This is a genomic window from Parvularcula maris, assembly GCF_024505085.1.
Lineage (GTDB): Bacteria > Pseudomonadota > Alphaproteobacteria > Caulobacterales > Parvularculaceae > Parvularcula > Parvularcula maris.
In genome coordinates this window covers 195,987-214,799 of sequence record NZ_JANIBC010000003.1, presented here as the reverse complement: position 1 = coordinate 214,799, position 18,813 = coordinate 195,987, and the positions used below count along the sequence as shown (strand labels likewise).

The window sequence follows — 18,813 nt, the reverse complement described above, 5'->3', positions numbered from 1 at the left end:
CCCCTTCCCTCATCGGCCTCAGATGTGTCCGGGTGTGAGGCCCTTAGCGAGGTCCGCCAGCCTCTTAGCGGCGCCCTCGGTCATGCGACCTTTCGCGCTCTCGGCCATGGCCGTCAAATGCTGTGGGTCACCTAAGAGCTTCGTAAGGATCGCGGCAGCGCTGTCGGGCGAGAGGTCGTCCTCCAGGATCAGCTCCGCCGCCCCTGCCCCGGTCAGCACCTCGGCATTGGCGCGCTGATGGTCGTCCATGGCGATCTTGAGCGGCACGAGGAGCGAGGGCCTGCCGATGACGGCAAGCTCGGTCACCGACGAGGCGCCTGAGCGAGCAATGACGAGGTGGCTGTCCGCGATGCGCTGGGGCAGGTCGGTGAAGAATGGGGCGAGCTCAACGTTGTTCAGGCACGCTTCTGTGTAGGTGGTCTGCGCGTCTTCCCGGTCGCTGTCGCTGACCTGGTGTGTAATATGCAGGCGCTGGCGGATGGTCTCATTGAGGGAGGCCACGGCTTTAGGAAAGACACGAGCGAAGAGGGACGCTCCCTGGCTACCTCCGAAGATGAGGAGCTTGATCGGCCCCTGCCCCGGCGGCTCGAAGCGCTGGGAGGCAGCCTCCAGCACCGCGCAGCGTACGGGGTTGCCCGCTTCGATGAGGCGGATCTTGCCAGGAGTTTTGGAAAGGCTTGGAAAGGCGTGGGCGATGAACTGGGCCTTGCGCGCGGCGAGGCGGTTGGCGCGGCCTAGGACGGCGTTCTGTTCGTGGACCCCGGTGGGGATGTTGAGCTGGCTTGCGGCCAGCATGGAGGGCGCCGAGGGGTAGCCGCCGAAGCCCAGCGCCGCGTCGGCGCCAAAGCTCTTGAGGGCCTTCTTAGCCTGGCCCGTACCCTGAAGAAGCGCCATCCCTGCCGAAAGCTTCGCGCCGATGCCCCGCGAGGAAGGGCTGGCGGCTTTCAGCAGCAGCTTCTGATCGCAAGGGAAACCGTCCGCGTAGCGGTCGCCCCTTGCATCAGTCAGCAGGATGACAGACCAGCCGCGGGCCTTGGCCTCCTCGGCCACCGCCTGAGCGGGGAACATGTGCCCGCCCGTGCCTCCTGCAGCGAGGGCGAGCCTCAAGCCCGCCTCCTGCGGGCGAAGACCAGCAGCAGCCCTGCGGTCAGGCCCGTGGCCATCATGGAGGAGCCACCCGAGCTGATCAGCGGCAGGGTCATCCCCTTGGCAGGCAGCATGCCGACATTCACGCCGATATTGATCGAGGCCTGGAAGCAGAGCGCCGCCGTCAGCCCCGCAATGGCCGTGCGGCGGAACATGTCCTGGGTGGCTAGCGCCGCCGAGATCGAGCGGATGGCGATGATGGCGAAGAGGCTGAGGATGAGGACCCCGATCAAGAGCCCGAACTCCTCCACCGCTACCGCGTAGACGAAGTCCGTATGCGCATCGGGGAGCGATGCCTTCACCGCCGGTGCCTCATGAAGGTCATGGCCGAGCACGCCGCCGGAGCTGATGGCTTCGGCTGCCTTCTCGGTCTGGTAGGCATCACCGCTGGAGGGGTCCAGGAAGCGGTCGATCCGTGCGCGAACATGGGACTGGGTGAGATAGCCTAGGCCGAGCGCTGCGCTGGCCGCACCGCCCAGCCCCGCGATCCACAGCCAGCTCCAGCCCGCGATGAAGAACATCACCGCCCAGATGCCCGTCAGAAGGAGCCACTGGCCGTAATCGGGCTGCGACAGCAAGAGGAGCGAGCACACCGCATAAAGAAGAAGACAGGCAAGTGTGCCGGGGAACTTGTCCTCGGGCTTGGCGCTGAGGAACCAGGCAGCAACGCAGACGAAGCCCGGTTTCAGGAACTCCGAGGGCTGAAGGCTGAAGCCCGCAATGTGGAGCCAACGTTTCGCGCCCTTGATCTCCGGTCCGAACAAGAGGGCGACGAGAATGAGGACGATTGAGGCGGCGGCGGTCAGGATGCCGACGCGCCTCGCGCGGTTGAGGTCCAGAAGCGCCACCCCAGCCGCGCCGACAATCGTCACCACTAGGAAGAGAAGATGCCGCTCGGTGAAGTAGAAGGGGTCGGCGATGCCGATCCGTCCTGCCGCAACGGGGCCTGCAGCGAAGGACAACACCATGCCGGTCAGACCTAAAAGGCAGAAGGCGTAGACCAGCGCCAGGTCGAAGCCCTGGAAGCTCCCTGCCCTGACCTTCGACATGCCCAGCTCGATACGGGACAGCGCAGCTTCAAGCACGGATACGGTCTCCCTCTTTCGCGGCCTCGCTGGCGAAGCGTTTGAACACCTCCCCGGCAGAGTCGAAACCATGCGCCCCCGGAGCGAACAGCAGCACCGGGGCGGCATCAGGCTCGCGGCGAAGTAGCTCCTCAGCCGATGCCAGCGCCATCTCCGCCGCCTTGGTCGCGTCGTCGAAGCTCGTCACCCCGTCCATGGGCGGGCCGCTTCCGTCCTCGCCGCGCAGGTAGAAGGAGCCGCGCACGCTGTCCTTCACCCGCTTCGGCAAGCTTCCAGCGCGGTGGCCGATCCAGAAAACGTCGGGACACGCCCCGATGGAGGCCGCCGCCGAGCTGACCGAGCGGGCAGCCCGGTCGTCGACAAAAACGATGCGGCCCTTGGTGGCGACACAGTCGAACCGTCCGGGCAGGCCCTGATAAGCACTCAGGGCGCCGCCGATCTGCTCGTCGTTGCAGCCGTAGTGGGATGCGAGCGCCGCCGCCGCAGCGGCGCTCTGACCGAAATGGTCGCCGATCAGGGTGCTGCCTTCGGCGAAGCTTGCCGCCCTGCGGGTCCTGCCAAGCTTCGCCCCGTAGAGCACGCGGTCGATGACAAAGTAGCCGCCAGAAAGGGTGGAGCCGCCGGAGACCGGCACGATCTCCCTGGCGCTGGAGCCGCTCATCCGGCGGATGGTCATCAGAAGAGACTGCGCCGCCACATCGTCCGTGCCGAGAACGCCGAAGGGCGCCGCCGTCAGCGCCTCGGCGCAGGCGCTCTTGGTCCTCGCCGAGGGGTCGTGCCCCTTCTCCTCGGTCAGGTTCAGCACCGCCGCCGCACCGAAGCCGATGCGCTCGGCATGGCGGACCTGATCAGGCACCGCCGTCAGAACGAGAAACGCCGCCCTGCTGCCGAGCGCGTTGAGGTAGCCGCTCTGCGCACCGACGATCCTGCTCTCGAGCTTCGAGCGGTTCAGCATGTCGCGAAAGAGAGCCGCGGTCGTGGACTTGCCCGCCGAACCGGTGATCAGCACGCGCTGCTTGCGGCTCGTGCGGAGTTTCGTACCGAGGTGACTGAGAAACGCTAGGTCGGTGAGGTCCGGGATGCCTGCCGCCACCGCGTCGCGCTGCAGGGCGGCGAGGTTCGGGTGCCGCACGCCGGTGCCGAAGACCAGCATCACCGTGCCGAAGGGCAGCTCGCTCTTGCGCTCCTCGACCACCGCGACGTCGTAGCCCGCCGCCTCGATCTCCGCCTTGGCCTCGGCGCGCAGGGCCGGCCCCGCATAGGCGATCCGTCCACTGTCGGGCAGCTTTGGCGGCTTGCTCATCGGGTCCTAGCGCAGTTTGAGGGTGGAGAGGCCGATCATGGCGAGGATGATCGCCACGATCCAGAAGCGGATGACGATGGTCGGCTCCTTCCAGCCGAGCTGCTCGAAATGGTGGTGCACGGGCGCCATCTTGAAGACCCGCTTGCCGGTCAGCTTGAAGCTGGCGATCTGGATCATCACGGACAGCGCCTCGAAGACGAAGAGACCGCCGACGATGGCGAGGACGATCTCGTGCTTGATGGCCACGGCCATGGCACCGAGCGTGCCTCCGAGGGCCAGCGATCCCGTATCGCCCATGAAGATCATGGCGGGCGGCGCGTTGAACCAGAGGAAGCCTAGCCCTGCCCCGATAATGGCGGCGCAGATGATCGTCAGCTCGCCGGCGCCGGGCACGTAGATGATGCCGAGATACCCGGCATAGTCCGCCCGGCCGACGAGATAGGCGATGAGAAGGAAGGTACCCGCGGCGATCATCACCGGCACAATGGCGAGGCCGTCGAGACCGTCGGTCAGGTTCACCGCGTTGGAGCTGCCGACGATAACGACGGCGGCGAAGGGAAAGACGAGGAAGCCCAGGGGAAGGATGTAGCCCCAGAACGGGATGGCGAGGCCGGTGGCCATGTCCACATCGACGCCGGTGGAGCTCTGCAGCACGGCGACGGACGCCGCGCCCGCGACGAAGGCGATGCCGAACTGGAAGAGGAGCTTGAGCGAGCCGACCACGCCGTCCGAGGTCTGCTTGGTGACCTTGAGATAGTCATCGTAGAAACCGAGAAGCCCGAACCCTACGGTCACGCCGAGCACGATCCAGATATAGGGGTTGTTGAGCGGCGCCCAGAGCAGCACCGAGACCACCATCGAGAATAGAATCAGGAGCCCGCCCATGGTGGGTGTGCCCGCCTTCTCGACGATGTGGCTTTGCGGTCCGTCCTTGCGGATCGGCTGGCCCTTGCCCTGCTTCACCCGCATCCAGTTGATCATGCCGGGTCCGACGAGGAAGGCGATCAGCATCGCCGTCAGGGTCGCGCCGCCGATCCGGAACGTGATGTACCGGAACAGGTTGAAGATCTGGTAGTCGTCCGCAAGCGGAACGAAGAGGTGGTAGAACATTATACCTTCCGGCCTGCCTTCAGAAGGGCCCCTAAGAGAGGACCCACCTTAGAGGCGTTCGAACCTTTGAACAGGACCGTATCGGCTTCGTGGAGGTCATCTAATAAAGGCTGAAGGAGATCGTTAGCATTTTCACCATGGGTTCCGCGCTTGGCCTCCGGCAAGGCTTCGCGGAGGTGCAGCATCATGGGTCCTGCGGTGTGAACGATGTCCGCAACGCTCGCCGCCTCGGCCAGCCCAGCGTGGAGCTGCGGGGCGGTGTCGCCAAGCTCCCTCATCTCGCCGAGGACCGCTACCTTGCGGCCAGGTGCCCTTCCCAGCACACCTAGGGACGCACGCATGGAGGCGGGGTTGGCGTTATAACTTTCGTCCAGAACGGTGACCGTCCGCTCACCAAGCTGAAGCTGGAAGCGCTCACCCCGGCCCGCTCCGGTGCTGAAGGTGGAGAGGGCGGCAGCCGCGTCCTGGACGCTGACGCCTGCCTTCAACGCCGCCAGCAGCGCCGCGAGGGCGTTGGTAGCCATGTGCTCACCCTCGGCGGCGAGGAGGAAGCGGACTTCTTCGCCGAGGACCACGGCGGCGACATTCATGCCGCCTTCGGCAGGCTCCGCGCCTGTAAGGCGGGCATGTTCGCCCTTGCGTCCGAAGGTCTGGATGTTGCCTACCCCTGCCTCCTCGCAGCGCTGCAGCAAGCGCGGAAGGTAGGGGCTGTCGGCGGGCAGGATCATGGTGCCGCCGGGGCGGAGGCCCTCGGCGATCTCGGCCTTGGCGTCGGCGATCCCCTCCATTGAGCCGAGGAACTCGAGATGCGCCTCGGCAACTGTGGTGATAAGGGCGATATGCGGTCGGACGAGGCTCGTCAGCCCTCTGATCTCTCCGGCATGATTCATGCCCATCTCGAAGACGCCAGCCTTGGCCGTGGGCGGAAGCTCGGCCAGGGTCAGGGGCACGCCGATATGGTTGTTGAAGCTCTTCTGCGCCGCGTGGATCTCGCCGAGCGGGGTCAGGGCCGCGCGCAGCATCTCCTTGGTGGTGGTTTTGCCCGCGCTGCCCGTGACGCCGATCAGGGGTGCGAAGCTGCGGTCCCTGGCGGCCCCGGCCAGCCTCTCCGCCGCGCGCAGCGTGTCAGGCACGAGGACATAAGGCCCGACCTCGATGGACTTGCTGACGAGCGCGGCAGCAGCACCCTTCTCGAAGGCTTGGCTAGCAAAGTCGTGCCCGTCCCGCTCGGCCTCCAGCGCCACGAAGAGGTCGCCCGGGCGGATGCCCCGCGTGTCGATGGAGAGGCCGCCGATCGACCAGTCCTCGCCGCCGCAAAGCTCACCGCCGGTCGCCGCCGCTACCTGATAGGCCTCGAAGAGCTTGCCCGTCACGCGGCTGCCTCATCGCTCATGGCGGCCTCGCGCGCCACTTCCACATCGCTGAAGGGAAAGGTCACGGTGCCGATGGTCTGGCCGCGCTCGTGCCCCTTGCCCGCGATCACCAGCGTGTCGCCGGGGCGGAGGTTGCGGGCGGCGGCAAGGATCGCCTCGCGGCGGTCGCCGATCACTTCAGCCTTGGGTGCGCCCTTGGCAACGTCCGCGCGAATGAGAGCCGGGTCTTCCGTGCGGGGATTGTCGTCGGTGACAACCACATGATCAGCCCCCATGGAGGCGGCCTTGCCCATCAGCGCGCGCTTCTCCTTGTCCCGGTCGCCGCCCGCGCCGAGGACGATATGCACCCGGCCCGCCGTATGGGGACGGATGGCCTCCAGCACGGTCTCCACGGCGGCGGGGGTATGAGCGTAGTCCACATAGATGCCCGCCGTGCCGCTCTTGAACCGGCGAACGCCCGCCAGCTCCATCCGGCCAGGGGCGGCGCTGATCTGCTCAAGCTTCGGCAGCACCAGGCTCGGCCCGTAGCCGCTGGCGATGACGAGGCCTGCAGCAACCAGCGCGTTGTCGGCCTGGAAACTGCCGACGAGGGGCAGGTGGAGCGTGTAGCTCTTGCCCTCCGCCTCGACCTCGACCCGAAGGCCGGTGGCGCCCGGTTCGACGCGCCTGAGGGCCAGAAGCTCGCCCTTCCGCCCCACAGTCAGCGGACGCCTTCCAGCGGCTCGCGCATCCTCGACCGCACGCTCCGCAAACGGACCGTCCGTGTTGATGACCACCGTGCCGCCCCTTGGAAGGAGCTGCGTGAACAGCCGCCTCTTGGCGTGGTAGTAGTCCTCGAAGGTCTCGTGATAGTCGAAATGGTCGCGCGTCAGGTTGGTGAAGGCCGCCAGCGAAAAGTTCACCCCGTCCGCCCGGTACTGGCTGAGCCCATGGCTCGACACCTCCATAGCGAGGTGCGTCGTGCCCACCGCCGCCATGCCCGAGAGCACCTGGTGGATCTCCACCGGGTCGGGCGTGGTGTGCTTCAGCGCGTAGTCATAGCCCGGCGCGACGGCGCCGAGCGTACCCAGACTACCTGCGTGGTGCCCAAGCGACGACCAGAGCTGGCTGGCGAAACGAGCGACGGAAGTCTTGCCGTTGGTCCCTGTCACCCCGGCGATCAGACGCGGCTGCTGCGGGTGGAACATCATGGCGAGCTGGGCGAGGGTCAGCCGAGGCTGCTCGCTCTCCAGCACCGGGACGGGGGCCTTGGTGCCAGGCCTTGCCAGGACGGCGGCGGCGCCGTTCCTCACGGCGTCGTCGATGAACTTGCGCCCGTCGATCTTCGTACCAGGCAGGGCCGCGAAGAGGAAACCTTCACGCACGGCCCTGCTGTCGGCGGTGAGGCCCTTGATCTCGACATCTGGCAGACGCCTTGCCAGTGCGGTCATCTCTTGGAGTTTCATCGGGAGTTCTCCTCCGCAGTCGGAAGGGTTGCGCCCGCCCCGTCTCTTGCGCCGAGCACGGTCAGAAAGGCGTCGGCGGCCTGGTCCTCGGGGGTGGGCATCACCCCCAGAACCGGCGCCAGCCGCTCCACCGCGCGCTTGAAGGCGGGCGCGGCGGTCCAACCTGCCGTGGCGTAACCGTAGGTGCTGGCGTTGCCCTTGGGCTCGTCCAGACTGATCAGCATGACATAGCGTGGGTCGTGGCCGGGGAACGCTCCGATGAAGGAGGAGATGAGCGGCCCCTTGTCGTTATAGCCGCCCGCGCCCGGCTTGTCGGCGGTCGCGGTCTTGCCGATGACATAGAAGCCCTCCGCCTCGGCGAAGCTCCCCGTACCCTCGGTGACCACGGCGCGCAGCGCACGGCGAAGCTCCAGGCTCGTCCGCTCGCTGATGACCCGCTTCTTCTCGACCGGGTCGGAGAGGAGGAAGCGCGGCGTCACCTGCTCGCCGCCATTGACCAGGGCGGCGAAGGCGGCCGTCAGGTGCAGCGGCGACACCGCAATGCCGTGGCCGTAGGAGACGGTGGCGATCTCCGCCGGACCCCACTCACGCGGGATGAGCGGGCTGCGGCTCTCAGGCAGCGAGGTGGTCATGCGTTCGAGAAGGCCGAACCGTTCGAGGGCGGCGGTGAAACCGTCCTGACCCATCAGGAGCGCGAGCTGCGCCGTGCCGATATTGGAGCTGTAGGCGAGGATCTCCTCGACGCTCAGTACATTGCCCTTCTCGGAGTAGTCCTCGATCGACCAGTCGCCCACTTTCAGCGGTGAGGTCACATCCACCGGCGTGTCGAGGGCGACGATGCCCTCCTCCAGCGCCATGGCCACGGTCAGCGCCTTGAAGGCCGAGCCGAGTTCGTAAGTGTCGGAAACAACCCGGTTGCGCCGCGCCGAAGCGTCGCTGGCGCCTGGCCGGTTGGGGTCGAAGTCCGGCAAGCTGACCAGGGAGACGACGTCGCCGCTATGGGCATCCAGGAGGAGCCCCCAGGCGGCCTTGGCCTCGAACTGCGCCATGGCGCGGGAGACCTCGCCCAGCATGATGGTCTGCGCCGCCGTGTGGAGCGTGGTGCGCTGTGTGCCGGCGAGCTCCTGACTGGATGCTGTGGCCTCCAGCCCAGTCACACCGCCCCGGCCGGGGATCTGATACCCCACCACATGGCTGAACAGCCGCCCTTGCGGATAGGCGCGGATATCCGCCTCGGGGAAGGTGATGCCCGGAAGCCCAAGGGCCAGCACTTCCTCGCGCTGCTCCGGCGTGATGACCCGGTCGATCACCACCCGCTGGCCCGCCTCGAGTTTGATGCGCAGCTTGGCCGGGTCGATATGGGGGAAGAGACCGGCAAGCTTGGCTGCCGCTTCTTCGGCCTCCCACACCTCGCTGCCGTGGATGGCGAGACCGAAGCCCTTGATGGAGAGAGCGAGCGCCCTGCCCTCGCGGTCCTCGAGAAGCGCCGGACCGCCAGTGCTCTCGCTACCGGCAAGCTGGTAGACTGGCGGCGGCGGGTTGAGGGCGAGCTGGGCGGTTCTGAAACCCAAAGCGCAGAAGACGGCGCCCAGCCCTGCACCGCAGAGAAGGAGCCTTCTGCGGATGCTCTCCGCCTGGTCCGCTTCCGCCTTCGGCCGAACGGCACGCTTGCGGGCCAGCTCGTCGAAGCCGATGGTGACCTCGAACCTGTTCAGGGCGCTTGCGTTCACGGCTGCGTCTCCACACGAGGGGCAGGATCGATCACACCGCGAAGAACATCGCCGTCCGCCATCTGCTCCCCGCTGCCCGGCGCCAGGGAAAGGCGGTCGGCACTAAGTTCCCCGAGTCGCGGAGCCGATTCCAGCACTTCCACCTCGAAACGCAGGCGGTCGATCTCGGCCTGGAGCTGTTTCTCCTGACGGTCGAGTCGCGCGATCGCGCGGCGCTCCTCCCGCACCTGGTGCTCGGCGGAGAGGCGCATGATAGCGCTACCGGCTAGAGCGAGAGAGAGAACGGCGAAGATCGCAAAACGGATCATGAAGAATGGCTCCATTCGGTCTGGAGATCGGAAAAGACGAGGCGCGGGGCGCCGAGTTTGAAGAGCCGGTCCTCGGTCCAGGCGAGGGGCGCGGCGCTGGTCCTTGTGGCGGCGCGCAGTTTGGCGGAGCGGGCGCGCGGGTTCTCAGCGGCCTCTTCCTTCGAGGCGAGCACGGCCTTGCGCGAGCGAAGGGTGAAGCTCGGCTCGAGCTGCTCCACTTCGGGGAGGTGGCGCGAGCTGTTGCCCTCCGACGCCGAGGCCAGCGTCAGGAAGCGCTTCACGATGCGGTCTTCGAGGCTGTGGAAGGTCACCACCACCAGCCGCCCGCCTGTCTTGAGCGCCTGTTCGGCACCGCGCAGGGCACGGACGAGCTGGCCCAGCTCGTCATTGACGAAGATGCGCAGGGCCTGGAACATACGGGTAGCCGGGTGGATCTTCTCCGTGGCCCGCTGCTCACCGGCGAGCCTTGCGAGCTGCAGGGTGCTCTCGATGGGCGCCTTCTGCCGCTCACGGACAATGGCGGCGGCGAGCTGTCCCGCCCGCCGCTCTTCGCCGTACTGCCAGAAGATCTGCTTGAGCTCGTCCTGGGAGAGCTCCGCCACGGCTTCGGCGGCAGACGGCCCCTCCCCCATGCGCATGTCGAGGGGGCCGTCCTTCTGGAAGGAGAAGCCGCGCGCCGACTGGTCGAGCTGCATCGAGCTCACGCCTAAATCGAAGACCGCGCCGTCGAGCCCGTCCTCCGAATGCTGCGCAGCCTCCTCGGCGATGGCATCGAAGGAGCGGGGGATGAGGACGACATCGTTCCGGCCCGCAAACCGCTCCCGCCCGGCTGCAATCGCCGTCGGATCGCGGTCGAAGCCAAGCACCTTCGCTCCCGCCTCGGCGATGGCCGCCGTGTAGCCGCCCGCGCCGAAGGTAGCGTCGGCCACCACATCGCCGCCCGCGATCTCCAGCCCTTCGAGCACCTCGGGCAGCATGACGGGGATATGCGGGCTCATCCCTGCTGCCTCCCCGCCTGAACTGAGGGAAGCATGCGGGCGCGCAGCGTGTCCCGGTGTCGCGAGGCTGCCTCGCGGGCGCGGCTGCGCTGCTGGTTGAGATAGTCCTCAGCCCCCAGAATGAAGTGCCAGCCCCGCCCGCCAAAGGCCGCCGGGCCGGTCAGGTTCAGCTCCTCACGGAGGTCCTTAGGCAGAGAGATGCGCCCGTTCTCGTCCAGGGCGAGGGCCTGCGTGCCCTCGGTGATCTCGTCCTCGAGCAGCCAGCGGTCCTCGTCATAGACGTCCTGCCCAGCCACGGAAGCGAGCAGATTATCGAGAAGGCTCCTCGGCCCCATCTGCAGCACGGGCTCACTGAAATGGCGGAAGGCATAGACGGTGCCGCCGGGCAGAAGGCGCCGGAAGTCGCCGGGGATCGAGACGCGACCCTTGGCGTCCACCTTCCCCGCATAGCGGCCGGTGAAGCGGGCAGCCTGAAGAAGGGCGTCCTGATGCGTCTCTACCAGCCCCTCCTCTGCCATAGCTCGCACCGCTCCCGTTCACGGGCATGGCCCGCGCTGACCCTCAACACATACGAAGCACCGAACCCCGCCTGCCAGGGCATGTTCGGTTTCCAGTGGGATACCATGGGTTCCGATGGGAAACAATGACACTGCTGTTTTGTGCATAAGTTCTTAACGCGGAAAGCTAGTCCACAGCTTGTGTAGAAGTTTTCCACAGTGGGTTTGGGGAGTGCACCATTAAACGCCTTCCCATGGTCGCTAAGCGACCCACGGGACCCATCTCCTTAAGAATGTGCCGGTCGATACGGAGGGAGTTGGGTCCCACGGACAAGCCGTGGGAGGGCGTCCGGGAGAGGGCGAGGCGCGAAATAGCAAACCCTTCAAAGCTCAACGGTCGAACGGGAAGGCACCCGACCGGGTGCCCGGCCGGTCAGGCCGCGCCGTCGCAGCGCCCTCGGGGCGTGAGACAAAAGAAGAGCATCAGGCGGCCTGTAAGCCGGGTTCTGTCCAGGGTGCGAGCACCCCTGGGCGACCATTCATCTGAGGCGCCCCCTTGCGAGGACGCTCCTGCAACCAACCCGGACCCCTCAGCCTGACGGCGGGCCTGCCCTTCTTGCGAAGGGCGCGGCGTCCCTATTCGGTCTTGCTCCGGGCGGGGCTTGCCTATGCCCGAGGACGTTGCCGCCCCGGCGGTGCGCTCTTACCGCACCTTTTCACCCTGACCCCGTCTAGCGAGGCGGATATTCTCTGTGGCGCTGTCCCTCAGCTCACGCTGGCCGGGCGTTACCCGGCACCCTGCCGCCATGGAGCCCGGACTTTCCTCGAGACCAAAGCCCCGCGGTCGCCCAGCCGCCTGACACACACTGCGTGTGGGCCTTTCGGGGCGCCTAGTCCAGAGGCTGCACACCATGCTTCCCCACCGTGCGGCTCCCCCTTACGAACCTACGAAGCAAAGCGCAGCGCCCAAGGCACCCGACCGGGTGCCCGAGCCGTATGGCTCGCCCCGCCGGAGCGCCCTCGGCGCGTGAGGCCAAACATGATACCGCTCAGACTAGGCATGGTCGGCACCGGCAAGATCGCGGGCAAGCACGCCGTCGCCATCTCCATGACGGACAAGGTCGAGCTTGTGGCTGTCGCCAGCCGAAACCTCGCGAGCGCCCAGGGCTTCACAGCGAAGCATGGCGGCGAGCCGGTCGAGGGCTTCGAAGCCCTCTGCGCGCGGGAGGATATCGACGCGGTCTATATCGCGGTCCCGACAGCGGCGAAGGAGGAGATCGCGCTGGAGGCTCTCATGCAGGGCAAGCATGTGCTGGTGGAGAAGCCGCTTGCATCCTACGAGTCCGCAAAGAAGCTGATGAAGATGGCGAGAGCTAAGAGCCTTGCCTTCATGGATGCCACTCATTTCACGCATAATCCCCGCACACTAACGTTGCTCGGATTGGTCCTGGACGAAGATATAGGCACGCCCATCTCCCTCACTGCCTCCTTTCATGCGGATGTAGGAGGTAGAGAGAACATTCGCTTCGATCCTGAGCTCGAACCCTACGGCGTCCTCGGTGATCTCGGATGGTACTGTGCCCGCCTAGTGGTGGACCTGGTCCCTGATGCAATCGAATACTCTGCATGCCAAGCTTATGGTAAGTTCGAGAAAGGCGCGTTGGTTGGTGTGACCGGTGTGGTCACCTACATGAACGACGGCTTCAGGTTGGGTTTCGACTGCAGCTTCACCGCAGGAGCGTTCGCTCAGGACATGACCTTAGTCGGCACAAAGGGGATCATTTCGATGGACGATTTCGTCCATGACTGGGAGCGAGCGCGGATTGGGGAGGAGAAGCCGCAGTTCCCGGCAGGCTTCCGACTGCGTCGCGGACGGACTGATCCTGCCATGGTCAAGTTCGTAGTCACTCCTGGTGAGAAATCCCACATCATCTCTATGCTCGAGGCTTTTGCGCGATACGCAGGAGATCCAACTGGAGAGGAGGCAAGAAGCGCGGGCTGGCGAGCGGTCTGGACCCAGGAAACACTCGACGCCATCTGGCGCTCGCTGAAGAAGCCTAAGCCCGAGGCTTAGGAAGCGACCACTTCCAAACGATCGCCGCCCCCCTCAGTAGCAGCGCCCCGGCGAACCCCCCGGCGAAGGCCAGCGCCTCGGTCAGCGGCGAGAGGCTCAGCAGCCAGTAGATCAGCGCACCGAACAAAGCGGCGGTGGCGTAGATGTCCTCCTTCAGCACCAGGGGCTCCCTGTTCGCCACCACGTCCCTTAGCAAACCGCCAAAGGTCGCCGTTATCGTCCCCATGAGGAGCACGATGGGCATGCCGTAGCCGAGCTCTTGCGCCTTGGCCGCGCCGGTCACGGCGAAGAGGGCGAGCCCTGCCGCGTCCGCCCATCTGAGCGGTTTGAAATTGTCCACCGGGGTCGCGGCGACAAAGGCGACCACGCCCCCCGCTGCCGCTATCCCCAGGACCCAAGGGTCCGCCAGCCAGAACACCGGCTCGTCGAGCAAGAGGTCCCGCAAGGTCCCTCCACCTACGGCCGGAAGAAAGGCGAGCGTGATGACACCGAAGAGGTCCATGTCTCGCCTGACCGCCGCCACCCCGCCGGAGAGGGCAAAGACGAAGGTGCCGATCCGGTCGGCGAAGAGAAGCAGCAGCTCTAGGGACAAGGCTTAGCCGGAGGACTTGGCGCGCAGGATCTCGAGCTCGGCATCGGCGATCCGGTCCTTGCCGAAGAAGAGCTCGTCACCGATGAGGAAGCTGGGCAGGCCGAAGATGCCCTTCTCCACCGCCCCGTTGGTCAGCTCGACGAGCTTGGCCTTGGTCCCGCTTTCCTGGGCTTTCTGCAGGATATCCGTACCCGGCAGGCCTTCCTTGTTCAGACGGGGGACGAAGATGTCCACATCGTCCATCTGCAGGTTCTCCCGCCACATCCCCTCGAAGCAGGTGCGGTCGTAGGCCTCGCCGTGCCCCATCTCCGCCGCTGCGACGGCGCCGCGCATCATCACGAGGGAGTTCTGGGGGAAGTTGTGGTTCATCTGGAAGTCGGTGATGCGGTGGTGCTGCATGAAGCGCCGCATCTCCAACATCTCGTACTCCATCCGCCCCTTCACCGGGCCGTAGCGGTAGAAGGGCGACTGGTTGCCCGTCGCTTTAAAGATGCCGCCGAGAAGCACCGGCACGCGCTCGAAGGCGATGCCGGTACGCGCTTCCACATCGGGCAGGATGCGCCACGCGAGGTACGCGTTGGGGCTGCCGTAGTCGTAGTAGAAGCGCGGGGCCATCCTTTAGCCCTCCACCGGGTCGAGCCAGCCGTACTTGTCTTCGGTTTCGCCGCTGAAGAGGCCGAAGAAGGCTTTCTGGATCTTCGACGTCACCGGGTTATCGCCCACCGTGCCGATCTCGAAGCCGTCCACCGTCTTGATCGGGGTGACCTCGGCGGCGGTGCCGGTGAAGAAGAGCTCCTCGGCGCCGTAGAGGGCTTCGCGGCTGATCTCCTGCTCAATGACCTCGAAACCGAGGTCGCGGGCCATGGTGATGATCGAATCCCGGGTGATGCCGACGAGGATCGAGGCAGAGGTGGGCGGCGTGTAGATCTTGCCGTTCTTGACCATGAAGAGGTTCTCGCCCGCGCCTTCGGACACCTGGCCCGAATGGCCAAGGCCGATGCCCTCGACGCAGCCCCTCGCCTTCGCCTCGGTGGTGATGAGGCGGGAGGAGAGGTAGTTGCCCGCCATCTTCAGGCCTGCGGGAATGGTCGAGGGGGCCGTGCGGCGCCAGCTGGTCACGCAGACGTCTATGCCCTGCTGCACAGCCTCGTCGCCGAGATACTGGCCGAGGGCGAAGGCGATGACGTCGAGCTCGTTGGGGCAGCCCGTGGCCGAGGGGCTCATCTCACCGTAACCGAGGTAAGCGTTGACCCGGATATAGGCGGAGGAGAGCCCGTTCTTGGCCACCGCGTCGCGGCAGGCCTGCATGACCTCTTCCTTGGTGAACTCGATGCCGATGCCGTAGATGCGCGAGGAGTAGAAGAGCCGCTCGGCATGGGCGTCGTTGCGGAAGATCGCCGTACCCTTGTGCGGGGTCTCGTAGGCGCGAATGCCCTCGAAGGCGCAGGTGCCGTAGAGCAGCGCGTGGGTCATCACATGGGTCGTCGCCTCGGCCCAGGGGACCATCTCGCCGCTGCGCCAGATGAATTGGGATTCCTTGATCGGCATGGTGTCCTCCTATGGGCCTTTGCCGCCTCTCTAAGGCACGGATTTACCGGGTGCCAAGCATGTTTGCTGCCGTCCTCGGAACGAACATGGTGCAGCGCGGTAAGAAACGATAGCGGCACGGAGCTCGATACAGATGAGCTCGCCAAACAAACCACTGACGATGCGTTTCCAGCAGGAGTCTTGCGAAACTGGACAATTTGCGAATCGGCCAAAAAGATCGTGCACACCGATGGGAAACCTATGAAGACCTTGGACGAACGCAACGCGGATTTGCTGGAGAAGCTTACCCTAGCATTCGTCGTCGCCACTTTCATCGGGGCCGAAACGATCGGCGGCAGCGTCCTTTTTGCGGTGGCCGCAGTGGTTTGCTATCTCGGCTGTGCCTACATCACGCTCCAGCAGGAGGATAGCAGCGATGACCACTCTTGAAGCAGCGATCGTGAGCGGCATGGGCATCGTTTTCGCCATCGCGATCACGGTTTGGACCCGTATCTGGCAAGAGCAGCAAAAGCGAAAGCAGCGCTGAACTTGGCCAAGACACCCCCCTCGGACCCCCGCTCCATTGGCGCCCTTAAAGAGCTGATGGCGGCCCTACGCGACCCTGACGGCGGCTGCCCCTGGGATGTGGAGCAGGACCACCGCTCCATCGCGCGCTACTGCATTGAGGAGGCCTATGAGGTCGTGGACGCCATCGAGCGGGGCTCGGACGAGGAGCTTCGATCCGAACTGGGAGACCTTCTTCTTCAGGTGGTCTTCCACAGCCAGATGGCGGAGGAGCGCGGCGCCTTCACCTTTGACGACGTGGTCGAGGGCATCGTCACCAAGATGGTCAGCCGCCACCCCCATGTCTTCGAGCAGGCCGACGGACGCGACGCGGACGGCCAGACGGCAGCCTGGGAGGAGATGAAGGAGCGCGAGCGAAAGGAGCGGGGTGAAACCTCGATCCTGGCCGATGTGCCCCGCGGCCTCCCCGCCCTCACCCGCGCCGAGAAGCTCTCCAAGCGGGCGGCACGGGTAGGCTTCGAATGGCCCGAAGCCGTCCACATCATCGACAAGATGGAAGAAGAGCTCGGCGAGCTGCGCGAGGCGCTGGCCTCGGGCGATATGCAGCATACCGAGGAGGAGCTCGGTGACCTCCTCTTCTCCGCCGCCAATCTGGGACGCCGCCTAGGGATCGACACCGAAACCGCCGGGCGTAAGGCGAACGAGAAGTTCGAGAAGCGCTTCTCCCATGTGGAGGGAGAAGTGGACCGATCAGGACGTGGCTTCGATCAGCATACGCTGGACGAGCTGGAGGGCTACTGGACGGAGGCTAAAGAACTCTAAACCTTGTTGAACTGATCGTCACGTTCAAAGCGCCGCACCCTGCCGAACGGCGGCGCCGCTCTTCCCGTTACCTTGTCAGCATACACCTGACGGGAGAGTTCCATGACGAACCGCAACACCAGCCTCACCACCATGACCGATCCGAGGTCGCAGTACCCTCAGCCGCCCTTCGACAAGCAGCCGCAGGACAAGCCGGGTTTCACCGACAAGATGGATCCCCGCCCCGACCATGGTGAGGAGAGCTATGTGGGTTCGGGCCGTCTTCAGGGCCGCAAGGCGCTCATCACTGGGGGCGACAGCGGTATCGGCCGGGCGGCGGCCATCGCCTATGCCCGCGAGGGCGCGGCGGTGACGATCAACTATCTCGGCGAGGAAGAGACCGACGCCCAGACCCTCAAGCAGCTCATCGAGGGCGAGGGCGGCACGCTGAACCTCATGCCCGGCGATCTGCGTGACAAGGGCTTCTGCCGCGCCCTCGTGAAAGAGGCCGAGCAGGTGATGGGCGGTCTCGACATCCTGGTCATCAACGCCGCCAAGCAGGTCATGCAGGAGAGCATTCAGGACATCTCCGACGAGCAGTTCGACGACACGGTGAAGACCAACATCTACGCCATGTTCTATATGAGTCAGGAGGCGATGAAGCGGATGCCCGCAGGCGCCTCGATCATCAACGTGACCTCGGTCCTGGGCTATGAGCCGGTGCCCGGCCTCCTCGACTACTCGATGACCAAGTTCGCCATTCGCGGCTTCACCCAGGGCCTCGCCAAACAGGCTGCCGAGAAAGGCATCCGCGTCAACGGTATCGCTCCCGGCCCCTTCTGGACCCCGCTGCAGCCGTCCGGCGGTCAGGATCAGGAGAGCATCAAGGAGTTCGGCAAACAGACCCCCTTTGGTCGGCCCGGCCAACCGGTGGAGTGTGCCCCGGCCTTCGTGCTGCTGGCCAGCCAGGAAGCCAGCTACATGACCGGCGAGACCATCGGCATCACCGGCGGCATGATCACTTCATAGAAGAGTGGCGCTACCGTCGGGCTGACCGCCCTCCTATTTGAGCGCCGGCTCGACTACGCTTTCGCTTCGCTCGCGTTCTTCAGAGGCGAGGGCGGCACTCCGACGGGCGAGCCAGACGGCTCGGGTACCCGGTCGGGCGCCTTCCCGCGACGCGGTTTGCGCTTCCGCCCCCTCAGCCTACCGGCAGCTCCCCCACCAGTGGGGGAGCAACATAGAGAGCAGGAAATGGTTCTGCTTCCCTCCCCTACGCGAGTGGGTGAGGTGCCCGAAGGGCGGAGGGGGCTGCTACCTTCCTCGAAAGGCCGAACCTACTCAGCCAGCTCCGCCTGATCGACGCAGGCTTTCACACTTCTGCGCAGCGGGATGACGTCCGCGGTCTCGAGCTGCACCGTCGAGTGGCGGATGCCCACCTCTTCCCGAAGCTTGTCCTTGATATCGCGCAGGATCTCGTCGTGGTCCGCCTGACGCGGGACGGTGGCGTGGAGGGAGATGTAGGTCTCGCCGGGGGTGAGCTGCCAAGCCCTGACGCCGTGCACCTCCAGCACGTCGGGAAGCTGGCAGAGGGTTTGAGCCACTTCATCGGACCTCAGATCGGACGGGGCGGACTGCATCAGGATCGAGCCCGTCTCCCTCACCAGAGGAACCGCCGAGTGCAGGATCAGCGCGCAGACAGCGAGAGTGAGGATGGCGTCGATGGCGAGAAACCCCGTCGCCATGATCACGAGGGCCGAGATGATCGCCGCCACCGATCCGAAGATGTCGGCGGCCACATGAAGCATCGCGCCCTTCACGTTCACGTCGTCCTTCGCGCTCGGATGCAGGATGAAGAAGGCGACGATGTTCGCCGCCAGCCCCACGATCGCCACCGTCATCATGAGCTGGGCGTTGATGCCCTGGGGGTTGCCCAGCCTGCCCAGGGCCTCGATCAGGAGAAACCCGACGATCAGCAGCAGCGCCAGGCCGTTGATGAAGGCCGCCAGGACCTGTGCCCGCTTCATACCGAAGGGGAAACGTTCGGAGGCGGGCCGTTTGGCCAGCCACTGGGCGCTCAGCGCCAACGCCAGGGCGGCGGCATCGGTCACCATGTGGCCGGCATCGGCGAGAAGAGCGAGCGAGCCGGAGAGAACGCCGCCAACCACCTCGACGACAGCAAAAGCGGCGATGACGACCAGTGCTATGCCAAGCCGGCCACCCCCTTGAGGCTGGCCGTGCTCACCGTGGCCACACGCGCCGTGGTGATCGTGATGGATACCCATGTTCCCTCGACCCT

The 18,813-nt window shown here is 65.7% G+C and carries 18 protein-coding genes and 1 other RNA gene; 4 read left to right on the top strand and 15 right to left on the bottom strand.

The genetic code is table 11. From position 1 onward, the window contains the following. Nucleotides 1–18 precede the first annotated feature (18 nt). The 11 genes from murG to rnpB all read right to left on the bottom strand — a co-directional run bounded on the left by murG (nucleotide 19) and on the right by rnpB (nucleotide 11,855). Nucleotides 19–1,107: an undecaprenyldiphospho-muramoylpentapeptide beta-N-acetylglucosaminyltransferase gene (murG, locus tag NOG11_RS06735; protein ID WP_256618944.1), complete on the bottom strand. Its 1,089-nt coding sequence runs from the start codon at nucleotides 1,105–1,107 to the stop codon at nucleotides 19–21. Continuing rightward, nucleotides 1,104–2,231 (bottom strand): FtsW/RodA/SpoVE family cell cycle protein, encoded by a 1,128-nt coding sequence (locus NOG11_RS06730; protein WP_256618943.1) that lies wholly within the window; start codon nucleotides 2,229–2,231, stop codon nucleotides 1,104–1,106. The genes murG and NOG11_RS06730 overlap by 4 nt, the downstream gene beginning before the upstream one ends. Next, nucleotides 2,224–3,534 carry a Mur ligase family protein gene (locus tag NOG11_RS06725; protein ID WP_256618942.1) on the bottom strand — a complete coding sequence of 437 codons (1,311 nt, stop codon included), beginning with the start codon at nucleotides 3,532–3,534 and terminating at the stop codon, nucleotides 2,224–2,226. Before NOG11_RS06725 ends, NOG11_RS06730 begins: the two co-directional genes overlap by 8 nt. Nucleotides 3,535–3,540: 6 nt before the next feature. Next, nucleotides 3,541–4,644, bottom strand: coding sequence for a phospho-N-acetylmuramoyl-pentapeptide-transferase (gene mraY / locus NOG11_RS06720; RefSeq protein WP_256618941.1), 1,104 nt, complete (start codon nucleotides 4,642–4,644; stop codon nucleotides 3,541–3,543). Next, nucleotides 4,644–6,017, bottom strand: coding sequence for a UDP-N-acetylmuramoyl-tripeptide--D-alanyl-D-alanine ligase (locus NOG11_RS06715; RefSeq protein ID WP_256618940.1), 1,374 nt, complete (start codon nucleotides 6,015–6,017; stop codon nucleotides 4,644–4,646). Before NOG11_RS06715 ends, mraY begins: the two co-directional genes overlap by 1 nt. After that, nucleotides 6,014–7,462, bottom strand: coding sequence for a UDP-N-acetylmuramoyl-L-alanyl-D-glutamate--2,6-diaminopimelate ligase (locus tag NOG11_RS06710; protein ID WP_256618939.1), 1,449 nt, complete (start codon nucleotides 7,460–7,462; stop codon nucleotides 6,014–6,016). The genes NOG11_RS06715 and NOG11_RS06710 overlap by 4 nt, the downstream gene beginning before the upstream one ends. Then, nucleotides 7,459–9,192 carry a peptidoglycan D,D-transpeptidase FtsI family protein gene (locus NOG11_RS06705; protein WP_256618938.1) on the bottom strand — a complete coding sequence of 578 codons (1,734 nt, stop codon included), beginning with the start codon at nucleotides 9,190–9,192 and terminating at the stop codon, nucleotides 7,459–7,461. Before NOG11_RS06705 ends, NOG11_RS06710 begins: the two co-directional genes overlap by 4 nt. Next, entirely contained in the window at nucleotides 9,189–9,500 is a 312-nt protein-coding gene (locus tag NOG11_RS06700) for an FtsB/FtsL family cell division protein (RefSeq protein WP_256618937.1), read from the bottom strand. The genes NOG11_RS06705 and NOG11_RS06700 overlap by 4 nt, the downstream gene beginning before the upstream one ends. Beyond that, nucleotides 9,497–10,498, bottom strand: coding sequence for a 16S rRNA (cytosine(1402)-N(4))-methyltransferase RsmH (rsmH, locus tag NOG11_RS06695; RefSeq protein ID WP_256618936.1), 1,002 nt, complete (start codon nucleotides 10,496–10,498; stop codon nucleotides 9,497–9,499). Before rsmH ends, NOG11_RS06700 begins: the two co-directional genes overlap by 4 nt. Beyond that, nucleotides 10,495–11,016, bottom strand: a complete 522-nt coding sequence (locus tag NOG11_RS06690; protein ID WP_256618935.1) for a division/cell wall cluster transcriptional repressor MraZ — start codon at nucleotides 11,014–11,016, stop codon at nucleotides 10,495–10,497. Before NOG11_RS06690 ends, rsmH begins: the two co-directional genes overlap by 4 nt. A 458-nt stretch (nucleotides 11,017–11,474) precedes the next feature. Continuing rightward, nucleotides 11,475–11,855, bottom strand: an RNA gene (gene rnpB / locus NOG11_RS06685) — RNase P RNA component class A. Nucleotides 11,856–12,034: 179 nt separating this feature from the next. On the opposite strand from rnpB, the gene NOG11_RS06680 reads away from it, so the two are divergent. Then, a complete protein-coding gene (locus NOG11_RS06680; protein ID WP_256618934.1) occupies nucleotides 12,035–13,069 on the top strand; it encodes a Gfo/Idh/MocA family protein in 1,035 nt (344 codons plus the stop codon). Here NOG11_RS06680 and NOG11_RS06675 read toward each other — a convergent pair. From NOG11_RS06675 to NOG11_RS06665, 3 genes are read right to left on the bottom strand one after another with little or no spacing between them, the layout of a single operon-like run. After that, complete coding sequence (locus NOG11_RS06675; RefSeq protein WP_256618933.1) at nucleotides 13,053–13,661, bottom strand: trimeric intracellular cation channel family protein; 609 nt, start codon at nucleotides 13,659–13,661, stop codon at nucleotides 13,053–13,055. The two genes, NOG11_RS06680 and NOG11_RS06675, sit on opposite strands and share 17 nt — an antisense overlap. 3 nt (nucleotides 13,662–13,664) lie before the next feature. Continuing rightward, nucleotides 13,665–14,276, bottom strand: a complete 612-nt coding sequence (locus NOG11_RS06670) for a 2-hydroxychromene-2-carboxylate isomerase (protein WP_256618932.1) — start codon at nucleotides 14,274–14,276, stop codon at nucleotides 13,665–13,667. A gap of 3 nt (nucleotides 14,277–14,279) precedes the next feature. Next, nucleotides 14,280–15,209 (bottom strand): branched-chain amino acid transaminase, encoded by a 930-nt coding sequence (locus tag NOG11_RS06665; protein ID WP_256618931.1) that lies wholly within the window; start codon nucleotides 15,207–15,209, stop codon nucleotides 14,280–14,282. A 63-nt stretch (nucleotides 15,210–15,272) separates the two neighbouring features. Between NOG11_RS06665 and NOG11_RS06660 the strand changes: the two genes are divergently transcribed. The 3 genes from NOG11_RS06660 to NOG11_RS06650 all read left to right on the top strand — a co-directional run bounded on the left by NOG11_RS06660 (nucleotide 15,273) and on the right by NOG11_RS06650 (nucleotide 17,543). Further along, nucleotides 15,273–15,638, top strand: a complete 366-nt coding sequence (locus NOG11_RS06660; protein WP_256618930.1) for a hypothetical protein — start codon at nucleotides 15,273–15,275, stop codon at nucleotides 15,636–15,638. A 99-nt stretch (nucleotides 15,639–15,737) separates the two neighbouring features. Then, the gene (gene mazG, locus NOG11_RS06655) at nucleotides 15,738–16,535 is read left to right on the top strand and encodes a nucleoside triphosphate pyrophosphohydrolase (protein ID WP_256618929.1); all 798 of its coding nucleotides are present in this window, start codon (nucleotides 15,738–15,740) and stop codon (nucleotides 16,533–16,535) included. A 102-nt stretch (nucleotides 16,536–16,637) separates the two neighbouring features. Next, the gene (locus NOG11_RS06650) at nucleotides 16,638–17,543 is read left to right on the top strand and encodes an SDR family oxidoreductase (RefSeq protein WP_256618928.1); all 906 of its coding nucleotides are present in this window, start codon (nucleotides 16,638–16,640) and stop codon (nucleotides 17,541–17,543) included. Nucleotides 17,544–17,851: 308 nt separating this feature from the next. Here the strand turns inward: NOG11_RS06650 and NOG11_RS06645 are convergent, their stop codons facing one another. After that, a complete protein-coding gene (locus NOG11_RS06645) occupies nucleotides 17,852–18,799 on the bottom strand; it encodes a cation diffusion facilitator family transporter (protein WP_256618927.1) in 948 nt (315 codons plus the stop codon). Nucleotides 18,800–18,813: the final 14 nt, after the last annotated feature.

What these genes read in the sequence shown, in the direction of transcription:
- NOG11_RS06725 (WP_256618942.1), bottom strand. Translation starts at nt 3,534, where the DNA reads ATGAGCAAGCCGCCAAAGCTGCCCGACAGTGGACGGATCGCCTATGCG.
- mraY (WP_256618941.1), bottom strand. Translation starts at nt 4,644, where the DNA reads ATGTTCTACCACCTCTTCGTTCCGCTTGCGGACGACTACCAGATCTTC.
- NOG11_RS06710 (WP_256618939.1), bottom strand. Translation starts at nt 7,462, where the DNA reads ATGAAACTCCAAGAGATGACCGCACTGGCAAGGCGTCTGCCAGATGTC.
- NOG11_RS06700 (WP_256618937.1), bottom strand. Translation starts at nt 9,500, where the DNA reads ATGATCCGTTTTGCGATCTTCGCCGTTCTCTCTCTCGCTCTAGCCGGT.
- rsmH (WP_256618936.1), bottom strand. Translation starts at nt 10,498, where the DNA reads ATGAGCCCGCATATCCCCGTCATGCTGCCCGAGGTGCTCGAAGGGCTG.
- NOG11_RS06690 (WP_256618935.1), bottom strand. Translation starts at nt 11,016, where the DNA reads ATGGCAGAGGAGGGGCTGGTAGAGACGCATCAGGACGCCCTTCTTCAG.
- NOG11_RS06680 (WP_256618934.1), top strand. Translation starts at nt 12,035, where the DNA reads ATGATACCGCTCAGACTAGGCATGGTCGGCACCGGCAAGATCGCGGGC.
- NOG11_RS06670 (WP_256618932.1), bottom strand. Translation starts at nt 14,276, where the DNA reads ATGGCCCCGCGCTTCTACTACGACTACGGCAGCCCCAACGCGTACCTC.
- NOG11_RS06665 (WP_256618931.1), bottom strand. Translation starts at nt 15,209, where the DNA reads ATGCCGATCAAGGAATCCCAATTCATCTGGCGCAGCGGCGAGATGGTC.
- NOG11_RS06650 (WP_256618928.1), top strand. Translation starts at nt 16,638, where the DNA reads ATGACGAACCGCAACACCAGCCTCACCACCATGACCGATCCGAGGTCG.
- NOG11_RS06645 (WP_256618927.1), bottom strand. Translation starts at nt 18,799, where the DNA reads ATGGGTATCCATCACGATCACCACGGCGCGTGTGGCCACGGTGAGCAC.